At 61.9% G+C, this 13850-nt stretch carries 11 protein-coding genes; 1 reads left to right on the top strand and 10 read right to left on the bottom strand.

The features are described 5' to 3' along the window. Positions 1–117: 117 nt before the first annotated feature. From BACI9J_RS21915 to BACI9J_RS21890, 6 genes are all read right to left on the bottom strand, one after another. A complete protein-coding gene (locus BACI9J_RS21915; protein ID WP_159736225.1) occupies positions 118–1560 on the bottom strand; it encodes an amino acid permease in 1443 nt (480 codons plus the stop codon). A gap of 156 nt (positions 1561–1716) precedes the next feature. Beyond that, positions 1717–2409 (bottom strand): response regulator, encoded by a 693-nt coding sequence (locus BACI9J_RS21910; RefSeq protein WP_159736224.1) that lies wholly within the window; start codon positions 2407–2409, stop codon positions 1717–1719. Next, entirely contained in the window at positions 2406–3695 is a 1290-nt protein-coding gene (locus BACI9J_RS21905; RefSeq protein ID WP_159736223.1) for a histidine kinase, read from the bottom strand. The genes BACI9J_RS21910 and BACI9J_RS21905 overlap by 4 nt, the downstream gene beginning before the upstream one ends. A 26-nt stretch (positions 3696–3721) precedes the next feature. Beyond that, on the bottom strand, positions 3722–4573 hold the full coding sequence (locus tag BACI9J_RS21900; RefSeq protein WP_159736222.1) for an ABC transporter permease subunit: 852 nt from the start codon (positions 4571–4573) through the stop codon (positions 3722–3724). A 2-nt stretch (positions 4574–4575) separates the two neighbouring features. After that, a complete protein-coding gene (locus tag BACI9J_RS21895; RefSeq protein WP_159736221.1) occupies positions 4576–5520 on the bottom strand; it encodes an ABC transporter ATP-binding protein in 945 nt (314 codons plus the stop codon). A gap of 150 nt (positions 5521–5670) precedes the next feature. Further along, positions 5671–7173: a bifunctional phosphatase PAP2/diacylglycerol kinase family protein gene (locus tag BACI9J_RS21890; protein WP_159736220.1), complete on the bottom strand. Its 1503-nt coding sequence runs from the start codon at positions 7171–7173 to the stop codon at positions 5671–5673. 56 nt (positions 7174–7229) lie between these two features. Here BACI9J_RS21890 and BACI9J_RS21885 point away from each other — a divergent pair, with 56 nt between their 5' ends. Continuing rightward, the gene (locus BACI9J_RS21885; protein ID WP_159736219.1) at positions 7230–7934 is read left to right on the top strand and encodes a phosphatase PAP2 family protein; all 705 of its coding nucleotides are present in this window, start codon (positions 7230–7232) and stop codon (positions 7932–7934) included. Here BACI9J_RS21885 and BACI9J_RS21880 read toward each other — a convergent pair. The 4 genes from BACI9J_RS21880 to BACI9J_RS21865 all read right to left on the bottom strand — a co-directional run bounded on the left by BACI9J_RS21880 (position 7879) and on the right by BACI9J_RS21865 (position 13736). After that, on the bottom strand, positions 7879–9066 hold the full coding sequence (locus BACI9J_RS21880) for an MFS transporter (protein WP_159736218.1): 1188 nt from the start codon (positions 9064–9066) through the stop codon (positions 7879–7881). The two genes, BACI9J_RS21885 and BACI9J_RS21880, sit on opposite strands and share 56 nt — an antisense overlap. Beyond that, positions 9063–9830 carry a DeoR/GlpR family DNA-binding transcription regulator gene (locus BACI9J_RS21875; RefSeq protein ID WP_159736217.1) on the bottom strand — a complete coding sequence of 256 codons (768 nt, stop codon included), beginning with the start codon at positions 9828–9830 and terminating at the stop codon, positions 9063–9065. The genes BACI9J_RS21880 and BACI9J_RS21875 overlap by 4 nt, the downstream gene beginning before the upstream one ends. A gap of 149 nt (positions 9831–9979) precedes the next feature. Next, complete coding sequence (locus BACI9J_RS21870; protein WP_159736216.1) at positions 9980–11662, bottom strand: ABC-F family ATP-binding cassette domain-containing protein; 1683 nt, start codon at positions 11660–11662, stop codon at positions 9980–9982. A gap of 70 nt (positions 11663–11732) precedes the next feature. Beyond that, positions 11733–13736 carry a penicillin-binding transpeptidase domain-containing protein gene (locus tag BACI9J_RS21865; RefSeq protein ID WP_201296643.1) on the bottom strand — a complete coding sequence of 668 codons (2004 nt, stop codon included), beginning with the start codon at positions 13734–13736 and terminating at the stop codon, positions 11733–11735. Between the last annotated feature and the right edge of the window lie 114 nt (positions 13737–13850).

The raw sequence follows: 13850 nt of genomic DNA, 5'->3' as shown, positions 1-13850 counted from the left end.
AAGCGTTCACGCAATTCTCACACGGCGGCGTGAGAGCCGGGTCATTAGGGTGTTCTCGCACAACAAGCTCCGCGGCCGGACATGAAGTCCGGCCGCGGAGCTGATGAAAGGACCGGGTCAGGCAGGCCGCGCTGCCTTGGCCTTCGAACCATACCGGAAGTGGAAGAACAGGTAGCAAGCAGCCACAAAGGGAATTCCAAAGTACAAGGCGGCAATCTGGGAGGGGTCAAAGGCGATACCTATGAGGGAGACCAAGCAGAGCGCAAAGGCGAGGATGGGCACCAATGGATAGAGCGGTGCTTTGTAGGCCAGGTCCTCCACGCGCCCGCCATTGCGGACGAATGCCCTGCGATGGAAGAAGTGGGAAGCCGTGATGGACATCCATACCCCCACCACAGCGAAGCCTGCGATTGAAACAAGGGCCAAGTAGACAGTCTCCGGCGCAGCGACGCTGCTGACCAGCGATGCCAGGCCGCCAACCATGCTGACAGAAAGGGCTATCAGGGGTATTCCGCGCCGGGTGAGGCGCTTGAAGGCTTTGGGCGCGTGTCCTTCATCTGCCAGTGAGTAGAGCATGCGGGCACACGAGAAAAGGCCGCTGTTTCCGGCGGACAGAAGTGCGGTGATGATGACGAAGTTCATGATGTCCGCTGCGAACGGGATCCCCACGGAAGCAAACACCGTGACAAAGGGGCTCTCGTCCAATCCCACCTGGTCGAAGGGTACGGTTGCGGCAATCACGGCGATGGCGCCCACAAAGAAGATCAGGAGCCGGATGACGGTGCTGCGCATTGCTTTGGGGATGCTCCGGGCCGGGTCCTTGGTTTCCCCGGCGGCTACGCCAATGAGTTCGGAGCCGGAGAAGGCATAGAAGACAGCCAGAGCCGTTACAAGCACGCCGGAGAATCCGTTGGGGAAGAGACCACCCGAAGTATTGAAGTTTTCCAAGAGGAACGGGTGGTTGGTGGACTCGGACATGGGGTGGAAACCGAACAGGGCTGCCCCGCCAAAGATGATCAGGGCGATGATGGCCCCTACCTTGACTATGGAGAACCAGAACTCGGACTCTCCAAAGAACTTTGAGGAGAAGGCGTTGAACGCGAACAGCATGGCGGCGAAAACGAGGCACCACACCCACACCTCAACGTCCGGGAACCACCGCTGCATGAGCAATCCGGAAGCTGTGAACTCAGATCCGATTGCCACCGCCCAACACAGCCAATAAAGCCATGCTGTGGCGAAGCCCGTTGCCGGACCGATGGAACGGGAGGCATAAATGTGAAAAGCGCCGGACACAGGGTAGGCAATAGCCAGTTCGCCGAGGCAGGCCATCACCAGGTAAACCACGAAGGCCCCCACCAAATAGGCGATCACGGCTCCGAGGGGTCCTGCTTGGGAGATGGTGTAGCCGGAGCTCAGGAACAGCCCCGAACCGATCACTCCGCCCATCGCGATCATAATCAGGTGCCGAGGCCCCATTGAGCGGCGCAGCCCGGTTTCCACCGTGGTGGCTAAGGCGTCCGAGGGCTGTTCCAGTTTCAGGGGTGTAGAAGATTCCATGTCTTGTCTCCGTTACGTGACAGATGCGAACGGTACGCCGTGGTTGCTGGAGGAAACCAGGACGCTTGTAGTGACGAAGGTAACACAGAATCCCGCCATATGGGCGTTAAATGCATTTATGAATGTATATAACGCACATGGTGGAGTGGTTAGGGACTAGTAATCCGGGTTGCTGGGCACCACGAGGCCTGTTTCATAGGCATAAACCACAACCTGCACCCTGTCCCGCAATTGGAGCTTGCTCAGGATCCTTCGCACGTGCGTCTTCACCGTGGCCTCGGAGAGGAAGAACTTATGCGCAATCTCCGCATTGGAGAGCCCCTCTGCGATGGTGGTGAGTATTTCGGTCTCGCGCGGTGTGAGCTCATCCAAGAGCGGATCGCGGTGCGGACTGGGCGACTGGCCGGGAACGACGCCGCCGCGAACATACGTTTCCAGCAGGCGTTGAGTGACGCGCGGTGCCACCACGGCATCACCACTGGCTACCAGGCGCACAGCGTGAACCAGTTCCGAGGGTGCAACGTCCTTGAGCAGGAACGCCGAGGCGCCGGCCTGCAAGCCGCTGAAGGCATACTCATCAAGGTCAAAGGTGGTCAGGATGATGACCCGGGCCTCGGTGCCCGAATCTGAAATTCGGCGCGTCGCCTCGATCCCGTCCATGCCCGGCATGCGCACGTCCATCAGCACAACATCCGGCTGCAATGCCTCTACCTGGCGAACGGCCTCAATTCCGTCAGAAGCCTCGCCCACCACGTGGAAGTCCTCTTCGCCCTCAAGAATGAGCCGGAAGCCCATCCGTAGCAGTGGCTGATCATCCACCAGCAGCACTTTGATGGTTTCTTCGGTCATGATTCCCCCTTTTCGCCGTTCCAGCGGAGCTCAGCGTGGACCGCCCAGCCTCCCCTCTTTCCCGGACCGGCAGTAACGATTCCAGCATAGATTCCAGCGCGTTCATTCATTCCGGCAATGCCCTGTCCGGTCCCCAAGCTGCCCACGGATTCGCTGCCGCCCTCGCGGGTTCCGCGGCCGTCGTCGTAAACGTCAATGGTGACCAAATCGCCGTCGCGAGCCACCTGAACGTCAACGCGGCTAAGCGAACGCCCGTACCGCAGGACGTTTGTCAGCGACTCCTGGACGATCCTGTAGACAGTAAGTTCAAAGGCCGGGTCCGCCGGGAGGCCCGGCCCGGTGTGGGCGTAGTGCAGCGGCAATCCGGCGGTGCGGAATCCGTCCAGGAGTTTCGCCAGGTTCTGCCCGGATTCAAGCGGCGTCAGCGGCGCCGGCCTCCCGGAATCATCCCGCAGAACCCCCAGCACCCGTCGCATATCGGCCAACGCGGCCCTGCCGGTGCGGGACAGTTCGCCAAGGACGTCGCCGGCCCTGTCCGGATCCTTCTTGACCACCACGGCAGCCCCGTCCGAGAGGCTGATCATCACAGTCAGGGAATGAGCAACGACGTCGTGCATTTCGCGGGCAATCCTGTTTCGCTCAGTAACCTTGCCGAGCTGCGTTGTGCGCGCAGCCCACGCCGCGATTTCTGCTTCGTGCTCCCTGCGCTGCCGTACCGAGATGCCGATCCCCGTAGCAAGGAGATTGGACAACATAATGGACGCCGCCGTGGCGATGTTGTTGATGAGGTGGAAGTTCTCCGGGAGGTCCTGCAAGTTGTCCATCTGGCTGGGACTCGTCCACATGAACAAGTAGAGCAAGCTCAAAGGCAGACTCGCCGCTGCGAAAACCACCAGGGCGGGCCCGCGCTTCCGGAGGGATGCCACGGCATAAAGAGCAAACCAAAGACCCGCGGAAACGTTGGAGCCCCACGGATTCAGGATGGTGGCCGCAATTTCCAGAAGGGCGACCGCGAGCACAACCTGAAGCGGGAATTGCCGCCTGAAAATCAACGCGACGGCAATCAGCAGCAGGATTGCCACCACGAGCCACTTGCCGTCCATGATCGAGGTAATGATGGTGGGCAACGCCAACAAGACGTAGCAAAGGATCACCACGGCATCCATGGCTCGAGGACGCTTGTAGAAGTAGCGCCGGATCCTGCCCCTGCGCCGCTGGGTGATTTCAGCGAAGGACGCGTCGGCCGTGGTGGCTGACGCGTCCTTCACCTGTGAAACTTCAGTCATGGATTGAGCCTAGACGGCAGCCCGTCCTAGACGTCCCGCTTCTTGAGCAGAATCATGGCCAGCACAACCGGAACAACTACCCAGGCACCCAGGACAAGTCCTGCCTGCCAAGCTTCCAGCGTTTCCGGAACATGCTCGACGGCGGTCAGCGGACTAATGGTGCTGGTGGGGAGGAACTTGTTGGCTTCCTTGAAGAAATCGCCGGGGATGAGCTGAAAGGCGATGGGTGCTACGAACAGGAGTCCGACCAGGCTCATGATGCCGCCGGCGGAGTTGCGCACAATCGTTCCAAGGGCCATGCCAATGGCTGCCACTGCTGCCACATAGATGCTGTTGACCACCAGGAGCTTGACGGACTGCGAGCTGCCAAGGTCCAGCTTGAGGTCGTAGTTATCCACGATAGGGAGCGAGACCAGCCCGGCGATGTAGATGGACACCGCGGTGAGGAGGAAGGAGCTGACCATCACTACAATCAGCTTGGCCAAGAACGGCGAAAGCCTTTTGGGTACGGCGGCAAACGTGGAGCGTGCCATGCCGGTGGTGAACTCGGAGCTCATGAGCAGGACGCCCAAGGATCCGAGAATCAGCTGGGCGAACGAGATCCCGGACGTGGGTATGCTGACTGCGAGATCCCCACCCTGGGCGGCCATGGCGGCCGCGGTATCCGGATCGTTGGCAACCTGCTCTGCAAACTGCCCCGTCCCCCATGCTGAGAGGGCGGCGAAGCCCACCATGACCAACGCCGTGGAGGCCAAGAGGATCAGTGTGGACATCAGCGTACGGAACTTGATGAATTCGGAGTTGAGTACGCGGTGGAATGCCGGTCCGGGACCGACGGAATTGCGGATGGACTTGCGGTCCACAGTGGTGGTGCTCATGTCTATTTCCCTCCGGCCTGAGCGGGAACCGAGGCCCCGGTGGTGATGTGCGAGTGGTATTCGACCTCGTCCTTGGTCAGTTCCATGTATGCCTCTTCCAGGCTCGCCTGGAGCGGGGTTAATTCGTAGACCATGACCTGGTTGTCCAAGGCCGTCCGGGCGATGCCCCGGGGATCGAGCCCTGAAACCTCCAACAGTTCCCGTTCGTGGACTTCCACTGAAACACCGGTTCCGGCGAGGAGCTGCATGAGGCGTTCCGGCTGATCAGTGCGAACGCGAGTGCGTGCGTGGCCCTTGCCGGTGATGATTTCGGCTATGGGTGCGTCGGCAATGATTCGGCCGCGGCCGATCACGATCAGGTGATCTGCCGTCAGTGCCATCTCGCTCATGAGGTGGCTGGACAGAAAGACCGTACGGCCTTCGGAGGCCAGGTACTTGACGAGGTTGCGGACCCACACCACGCCTTCCGGATCGAGGCCGTTCACCGGCTCATCCAGGATGATGGTTTGAGGGTCACCCAGCAGTGCGGCGGCTATGCCGAGGCGCTGGCCCATTCCGAGTGAGAATCCCTTGACCTTCTTCTTGGCAACGTCACCGAGGCCAGTCATCTCAATGACTTCCCGGACCCGGCTCTTGGGGATGCTGTGCGTGGCCGCCATGGCAAGGAGGTGGTTGTAAGCCGTGCGGCTCGTGTGGACAGCCTTGGCGTCCAAGAGTGCACCAATCTCGCGCAGCGGCGCCTTGTGCTGGACGAAGGGCTCTCCGTTCACGGTGACAGAGCCTGATGTAGGACGGTCCAGTCCCATGATCATGCGCATGGTGGTTGACTTGCCGGCACCGTTGGGGCCCAGGAAGCCCGTCACCCGTCCAGCTTGGACAGTAAAGCTGACGCCGCCCACGGCGGTCTTCTCGCCGTAGACCTTGGTCAGGCCTTTTGCTTCGATCATGGAAGCGTTCCCTCCTCGGAGCACATGTGTGTGCAAGTGAGTTTCGAATGTAGCTACAACGCTACTCACGGAAGGGACGTAAATCGCCTGTCTCAGGGATGATTCAGGGTTCAGTCAGGGTAGTCCTCGCGGATGATTCGAGGTGTTGTGCTAGCCCTTCGGCAGCGGCGAGTAGACGGTCAGCTCCCCAGGTTTCACCGTAAACGTGGCACGACGAACCCCGGGCTTGGGCTCCCCGTCAACCGCGAGGACCAGTGGTTGGCCGATCGCCTCCACGGTGACGGTAGAGGCCTCGGTCAGGTGGGTCACTTTGGAGGCGGCAACCGTGCCTGTCACTACAGCCCAGAGGAGCCGGGCCCGGGCGAACGGCTCATCCGCGGTGATCATGCGGAGGTCGAATACACCGTCATCCAACACTGGCCGGCGAAGCGGTGCATGGTCGCTTGGATAGAACCTCCCGCGTCCCATGTAGAGAATCCACAGCTTGTGTTTCACCCCGTCAACAGTGAGTGTGGTGGGCGAGTTCACGCCGAAGGTGCGCAGGGAGGCCACCACGCTTGCAAGCGGTTTACCCATGGCCGGCTGCAGTCTCTCCCGGCGACGAACCAGGTTGGGGTAAACACCTACGCTGGCAGTGTTGAGCATGGCCAACTCGGTAGTCTCGGGCGCCTCTGGAAGGCCCCTCTGCACCACCACATGACCCAGGTCTACGGAGGCCGCATGGCCCTTGGTCACTGCGTCTATGGCGTCATCAATCGAGCTGGTGCCAAGGTCCCGGGCGAAGTGGTTGAGGGTTCCGCCCGGAAGGACAAGGAGTGGCAGTGAATGTTCGACGGCGGCAGCTGCTGCAGAGCCCACCGTTCCGTCCCCGCCCCAGACACCCAAAGCAACGACGCCCTGCTCCGTTGCCACTGCCTGAATTTCAGCCGCTACGTCTTCGCCCTCTGAAATTTCACGGATATGCGCTTTTGGGAATATACCCCGCAACAGCTCTCCGGTCTCAGGGGTATAGGACCCACCCATGACGTTGACCGCGATACCCAGCCCTTCGCCGTCGGAAATTGCCGGCGCTTGGGCTGCCGTCCGACGGGGTGACGGTTCAGGGGGCCTGGCAGGCCACCACTTGCGGGTAAGCAGCGCCGCTCCGGCACCCAGAGCAGAACCGAGCACCACGTCGGAGGGCCAGTGGGCCCCCGTGTGCACCCGCGAGTAGGCAACTCCGGCAGCGATCGGGGCAAGGGCGACACCCACGACGGGCGAGACGATTCCGGCGCCCACAGCAAAGGCCACGGCGGATGCGGAATGACCGGAAGGCATGGAGGAACTGGTGGGTTGGGGATTCACAAAGCGGAACAGCGGCAGGTGTTCCGGCAGGGGACGGGTCCGAGGAAGTGCCTTCTTGAAGATCAAGTTGGTCACCGCCGAGGCAACGCCCAGGGCGAGAACCCCGTGAAGGGCAGCCCTGCGGGGTTTACCGGGAAAGGCGGCCATGACTCCGGCGATGCCGAACCACAACTTCCCCTTGGTAGCGGCCGAGGAAAGTCTCCGGAAAAAGACGTCGTGATCACCTTGGGGCTGCCGTGACACAGCCCGGACCAGGAAATGGTCGAATCTCGCAACCCGTTTGGGGCCTTTGCCTAAGAAGCCTCGCATCCCATCACCCTAACGCCTGGCGGTGCCACACATCGGCCGGTGGCTACGATGAATGGATGATTCGCGTACTCCGTCCGCATCCACGTCCCGGCTGGCAGCTGGTCACCCCCGGAGTACTTCTGCTCATGGCCTTCGCTGTTCCGGCGGCACTGATCATGGCTGGGCAAGGCGAGCCGGCTTTCAACCGCGTGGACACCAGCTGGCAGTCCTACGTCTTCACCCTCCGCTCCCCTTTCTGGGATGGGGTGAACAATGTCCTCAACTGGGCGGGCTATGTCGGAATGCTCGTGTTCCACGCAGTGCTCGCAATTTCGCTCCTGATCTGGCAGCGCCCCAAGGCAGCAATCTTCGCCGCTGCAAGCGGGATTTCCGCGCTGGCCCTGACGCAACTGGCCAAGGCTTTGGTGGGGAGGGACCGGCCGGAAGGAGCCCGGGTCCTCAGCGACACAGGCTCATACCCCTCGGGGCATGTATCTGCCACCACTGCTTTCCTGGTGGTCCTTGCGCTGCTCATGGGTCGGTGGTGGATGAGCCTCATAGCTGCAATGGGAGTGGTAGCCATGATGCTTAGCCGCACATACCTCTCCGCCCACTGGCTCAGTGACGTCATAGGCGGCGCTTGTCTCGCCGCTGGTGTCGTCCTCCTGATCTGGTGGCGCTTCCGCAATATATGCATCAGGGAGAATGACTCTGTTGATGGAGGAACTATTTGGGCGGCAAAGGCTTCGCAACGCCGGCAAGCAGCAGAGCAAGCAAAATAGGCGCTCCAATGGCCAGCAAAGCCATGTGGATTCCGGTGTGGTCTCCAAGGTAGCCAAGGAGCGGCGGACCCGCCAGGAAGGCTATGTAGCCGATAGTGGAAACCACGGATACCCTGGCAGCTGCATGCTTGGGATCGTCCGCTGCTGCTGACATGCCCATGGGGAAGGCCAAAGCTGCGCCGATGCCCCAGAGCGCCGCACCAATGCCTGCCAGCACCACGTTGCCCGCAAAAACGAACAATCCGAGACCAGCAGCGGCTGCGGCCATGCTGGCCCGGAGGACGTTTACGCGTCCAAACTTGTCAATCGCTTTGCCGCCGAGGAACCGCATAACGGTCATAGCCAGGACAAACAGCGCAAACAACAACGCGCCGGTGGACTCCGAGGCGCCAAGCCCGTCTACTGCAGCCTTCGCGATCCAGTCGTTGCCTGCACCTTCAGTGAGTGTGGCCCCGAGGACCACCACGCCGATGAGCAGCGTCCTGCCATCCCGCCAAGCCGTCGGGCCCTTCTCAGCCGCCATACCGCCGTCGTTAATTTCTTCAACCTCATGCGGCAGGAAGTATCTGGGGACCGTGAGCGCCAGGAGGACGGCGATTGCCGCGATGACCAACAAGTGCTCCGGCAAGCCCACGCCAAGTTGGGACAGGCCGGCACCGATCAGCGCACCCAAGAAAGCGCCACCGCTGAAGGCAGCGTGGAATTGCGGCATGATGGTGCGCTTGAGCCGGTGTTCGACGTCGGCGCCTTCAATGTTCTGAGCCACGTCCCATAGCCCGATGCCAATGCCGAAGAAGAACAGGGCTACGGCCGTGCCTGGAACCGAGGCGGCCATGAGCGAGAAAGCAATGGCTGCGCCGGCGGCACCCGCTACGATGCCGGCCACCCGCACTGTATTGGCTGTACCGATCCTGCCCACCACCCACCCGGCTGATGGCAGTGCCAACAAAGACCCCACGGCCGTGCAGAGCAACAGGGTGCCCATCTGGCCCGATGTGAGGCTAAGCGCTTCCGTCACGGCCGGGATGCGGGCAGCCCAGCTGGCAAACACCAAACCGTTCATGCCGAAGATCAGGAACGTCGCAACGGCAGCCGCGTTGACGTTGGTGGTGCTTCTGGTGTTGGTGGTCATGCAATCACAACTTCCACGGAGAGTTTGTTGAGCCGGGCAAGATCTTCGGGGGATGGTTTCTGGTCTGTGACGATGACGTCCACGGCCTCCATTGCGGCCACCAAGGCCACCGCGCTGGCATTCCATTTGCTGCCTGCGGAGGCCACTATTACCCGCGCCGCCGATTCAAGGCCGACGCGTTTGACTGCGGCATCCTCAAGATCGTGGGCCAGCAGGCCGTCTTTCAGATTGAGCGCGCAGGGAGTCACGACGGCGGTGTCGAACCTCAGCGAGCGAACGTTGGCTTCTGTCATGGGGCCCCTGAAGGACTGTTCCCCCGGGATGAGTCGGCCGCCGGGGAGGATGAGCTCCGGAGCGCGGCCGTCCTTGTTGCTTGTCAGAGCCTCGACGCCGTGCAGGGACATGGGCATGACCGTGAGTGTCCTGGTGCTCAGGCCCCGGGCGATCTCCGTCGCCGTGGATCCGCTGTCCAGCCACACGTACTCGCGGTCCCTGATCAGTTGGTCTACAGCCCTGGCGATCCGAACCTTGGCCTCGTGGTGTTCCAATTCGCGCTGCCCGTAGCCGGGGTTGTCTCCACGTGCCAGCAAGCTGCGGGCACCGCCGTGGACACGCTTCAGCACTCCGTTGGCCGCAAGGATCTCCAGGTCTCGCCTGACAGTGGCGCCGGAAGCTCCCGTCGCTTGTACGAGTTCGTCCACGGTGGCTTCCTCGCGGGTGCGCAGCAGCTCACCAATGAGCCGGTGGCGGTCAGCAGTTCCCATGGTCCTACCCTAGCAAGGTCTGATCAATTAATCATCTAGAATGATCATTTGCGCACCCAACGCTCTCTCACGTCCCACGGCTTAAAGCGGAACGCTCTTGCAGAAGGTGCAAGAGCGTTCGCCGAAAACCAACGGGATGTGAGCGACGGTTAGCGGGCGCGCTCTACCCGCTTCTCGTCCCACACGGGTTCCTCCGACTCGTAGACCTTGCCGTCAGAGCCGAAGATCATGAACCGGTCGAAGGACTTGGCAAACCAGCGATCGTGCGTGACCGCCAGGACGGTGCCTTCGAAAGCATCGATGGCCCGTTCCAAAGCCTCACCCGAATGCAGGTCCAGGTTGTCCGTGGGCTCATCCAGCAGCAGCAAAGTAGCTCCGGAGAGTTGCAGGAGCAGGATCTGGAACCGTGCCTGCTGGCCGCCGGACAAAGACTCATACTTCTGCTCGGACTGGCCAGCCAAGCCGTACGAGTCCAATGCACCAGCGGCGGCCTCACGGGGAAGGCCGGAGCGGTGTTCGTCTCCCCGGTGCAGGATCTCCAGCAGGGTGCGCCCCAACAGATCAGGGCGGACATGCGTCTGGGCAAAGAATCCGGGGCGAATGCGGGCCCCAAGCTTCACTGTGCCCTCATGGGGAACTTCAGCGATCACAACATCGGACACCGGCAAGTGCTCACGTTCGGGGTCTGTTCCACCGGTGGCAAGGAGGCGCAGGAAGTGGCTCTTGCCCGAACCATTGGAACCGAGCACACCCACGCGGTCGCCGAACCAGATCTCGGTGGAGAACGGCTTCATGAGCCCGGTCAGTTCAAGCTTTTCGGCTACCACGGCACGCTTGGCCGTTCGTCCGCCCTTGAGGCGCATCTTGACGTTCTGCTCAATCGGCAAGGCCTCAGGCGGGCCTGCTTCCAGGAACTTGGCCAGGCGGGTTTGCGCAGCCTGGTACCTGTTAGCCATGTCGGAGCGGAAGGCTGCCTTGTTCTTGTACATGTTGACGAGTTCTTTGAGCTTCACGTGCTCCTCGTCCCAGCGCTTGCGGAGTTCCTCGAACCGGGCGTTGCGGTCTGCGCGTGCCTCCACGTAAGAGCCGAAACCGCCGCCGTGGATCCACGCGCCGGCCCCGTTGATGCCGGGCTCGAGCGTCACGATGCGACCCGCCGCATTGTTCAGCAGCTCGCGGTCGTGGCTGATGAACAGCACGGTCTTCTTGGACTCGTTGAGTTTCCCTTCCAGCCAGCGCTTGCCGGGAACATCCAGATAGTTATCCGGCTCGTCAAGGAGAAGGAGCTCATCGGGGCCGGCAAACAAGGCCTCGAGCACCAACCGCTTCTGCTCACCACCGGAAAGCGTGGACGCGCGGCGGAACTGGGCTTTGTCGAACGAGATGCCAAGCGCTGCCATGCAGACCTCGTCCCAGACGGTCTCGACGTCGTATCCGCCGGCGTCTCCCCAGTCCACGATCGCCTGCGCATACTTCATCTGGGTGGGCTCGTCGTCGTGCTCCATCATGGCCAGCTCGGCGTCCTCCACGGCCTTGGCAGCGGCTGCGAGGCCGGCCTGCGCAGTGGAAACCAGGAGGTCCCGGACGGTGGATTCGTCACGAACCTGGCCTACGAACTGCCGCATGATGCCCATGTTTCCGGAACGGCCCACCACTCCTTCGTCAGGGGTGAGATCGCCGGAAATGATCTTGAACAGGGTGGTCTTGCCCGTTCCGTTGGGCCCAATGAGCGCCGTCTTGGTGCCATCGGGGACCTTGAAAGTCACCCCGTTGAGCAGCTGGGTGCCGTCGGAGAGGAAGTAGTCGATGCCGGAAACGTCAATATGGGCCACGTTTCAATCCTCCCATGGCCGGGTATTGGCACTCGACTGCGCTGCTCGCCTGCAGAGCCAGCCTCCGGTGTCATCCCGCCGCGGTAAGGAAGGTCTTCAGCAGGGGTCCGCTGACCGTGGCACCCAACCCGCCTTCTTCCACGAACACAGCAACGGCCAAATCTCCGTGTGTTGCGACGATCCAGGCATGTGTCTTGGGCGGGTTGTCATTGCCGAACTCTGCGGTCCCTGTTTTGGCCCCGACAGGTGTCCCGGGGACTTCGGCCAGGAAGCCGGCGTGGCCTGAGGTCACTACGGCCCGCATCATGTCGGACAGCGCAGCGGCTTCTTCCTTGGTGATCGGCTTTGTGGATGCCGGTGACGCAGGAACGGCACTCACCGAAGCTGAAGCGGACGACGGCGGTGCGCTGCCACTTTCGGTGGGCGTAGCACCGGCGCTGGGGTTCTGGCTGGCTCCGGAGGCCTGGGCTGCATCGGCGTTCAGCACGAGCTGCGGAGAAACCGGTGCACCGTTGGCGACGGAAGCTGCCATGACCGCGGCCGAGAGCGGGGAAAAGAGCACCTTGCCCTGGCCGATCATGGAAGCAGCGTGCTCGGTACCTTCGGCAGCGCCGGGAACCGAACCGAGGAAAGCATCGGCGCCAAGTTTCGGAGCTTCAACCGCCACACCCAGGGCCTGCGCCGCCGATTCAAGCTGGTCCTGGCTTACAGCATCCCGGGCATTGATGAAGGCCGTGTTGCAGGAGTGTGCAAAAGCATCGCGCAGGGCCACCGAGCCGAGGGAGCTTTCCGGGTAGCCTTCGGCATTCTTGAACGTGCGGCCGTCCACTGCCAGCGTGGAGGGGCATTCAACCTTGGAGTCCGGTGTGGCGCCGTTGCGGAACATTGCCAGGGAATCAACAATCTTGAACGTGGAACCCGGAGCGTACTGGCCAAGCAAGGCGGTGTTGTAGCCATTGCTGCCGGGTCCGGAGGCGGCAGCAAGGACAGCGCCGGTTGAGGGTTTGAGTGCAACGATTGCCGACGCCGGTCCAACACCGGCCAACGTCTCTTCCGCCAACTGCTGGAGTTTTAGGTCAAGGGTGGTTTTGAGCGTCGTGCCAGGAGCCGGGAGGGAAGAGAAGAACACTTTGGTGCCGGGCGTCTCACCTTCAGATTTCACCTCCGGGGTGGCACGGACTTCCACGCCGTCTTTACCCCGCAGCAATGCGTCGTACTTCTGCTGCAGTCCGCCGGTACCTGTGGTGTCTCCGGCGCGCAGCGCACCGTTGGAGTTTTCAATCTGCTCAGCACTGGCCTGGCCAACGCTGCCCAGTAATGCCCGCGCAAACGTCCGCGTGGGAGCCAAAGCCATGGAGTCCAGGATGCTTGAACCGCCGGGAATGGCTTCAATTTTCGCTTCAGTGATGTCCGCCGTGTACGCGCGCAGCACAAGGCCCTCTACAAAGGCTTGCGGACCTGACGCGGCAACCTGTTTGGCGTATTCCTCCGCGTCCAGCCCGAGCAGAGCGGCCATGGCTCGTGCCGAAGCGTCGGCTTGTTCAGCGGGGACCTTCGTTTTATCAATGCCCACTCGGAAGACGGGACGGTCCTCAACAATGGGGGCATCACCGGCGCCCAGGATCTGGCCGCGCTGGGCGGGAACGGTCTTGACGGAGAGTGTCTCACCCTCAGAGAGTTCCGGGGCAAGGAGTGCAGGAGTCCATTGGACAGCCCATTTGTCGCCGGCCTTCTTCAGCGTGGCTTCGGAGCTGTACTCCCACTTGGCCGAGCCGATGTTCCAGCTGTACTTCAGGGGGAAAGTCGCGGTATCGCCGTCGAGCTTAACCTCGCCTGACTCCACAGCCGGCTTCGCATCGAGCCCCTCGAACACGGCCTTCAGTTGATCATTGGCCGCGGCAGCGTCCTTACCCTCAACGGCGATCTGGCCGACGTCGAGCGCCGCCAGCGAGGAGGCCAGCTGCTTGGCTGCCCCTTCCGCACCGGAGCGGCCGTCATCGCAGGCGGTCAATGACCCAGCCATCACCAGCGATACGAGACCAAGGACAAGACCATGTTTTTTCAGTTTCCCCATTTGCCACATTATGCCCGCTTCCCCCGACAGTTTCTTGTCCCGGCCAGCAGACGGACAGCCGCCGTCCGCCACCCTGGATGGAGTTGGCGGGCAACGACCAAAACTCCAACCCGG

Origin of the sequence: Arthrobacter sp. 9V, from assembly GCF_902506065.1 — a bacterium.
In the GTDB taxonomy this organism is placed as follows: Bacteria; Actinomycetota; Actinomycetes; order Actinomycetales; family Micrococcaceae; genus Arthrobacter.
Note: the sequence above shows the minus strand (reverse complement) of the source record. Positions and strands in the feature narration are given on the sequence as shown.

Excerpts from the sequence above, each read along its gene's own strand:
- BACI9J_RS21915 (WP_159736225.1), bottom strand. The coding sequence starts at position 1,560 with ATGGAATCTTCTACACCCCTGAAACTGGAACAGCCCTCGGACGCCTTA.
- BACI9J_RS21910 (WP_159736224.1), bottom strand. The coding sequence starts at position 2,409 with ATGACCGAAGAAACCATCAAAGTGCTGCTGGTGGATGATCAGCCACTG.
- BACI9J_RS21905 (WP_159736223.1), bottom strand. The coding sequence starts at position 3,695 with ATGACTGAAGTTTCACAGGTGAAGGACGCGTCAGCCACCACGGCCGAC.
- BACI9J_RS21900 (WP_159736222.1), bottom strand. The coding sequence starts at position 4,573 with ATGAGCACCACCACTGTGGACCGCAAGTCCATCCGCAATTCCGTCGGT.
- BACI9J_RS21895 (WP_159736221.1), bottom strand. The coding sequence starts at position 5,520 with ATGATCGAAGCAAAAGGCCTGACCAAGGTCTACGGCGAGAAGACCGCC.
- BACI9J_RS21890 (WP_159736220.1), bottom strand. The coding sequence starts at position 7,173 with ATGCGAGGCTTCTTAGGCAAAGGCCCCAAACGGGTTGCGAGATTCGAC.
- BACI9J_RS21885 (WP_159736219.1), top strand. The coding sequence starts at position 7,230 with ATGATTCGCGTACTCCGTCCGCATCCACGTCCCGGCTGGCAGCTGGTC.
- BACI9J_RS21880 (WP_159736218.1), bottom strand. The coding sequence starts at position 9,066 with ATGACCACCAACACCAGAAGCACCACCAACGTCAACGCGGCTGCCGTT.
- BACI9J_RS21875 (WP_159736217.1), bottom strand. The coding sequence starts at position 9,830 with ATGGGAACTGCTGACCGCCACCGGCTCATTGGTGAGCTGCTGCGCACC.
- BACI9J_RS21865 (WP_201296643.1), bottom strand. The coding sequence starts at position 13,736 with ATGGGGAAACTGAAAAAACATGGTCTTGTCCTTGGTCTCGTATCGCTG.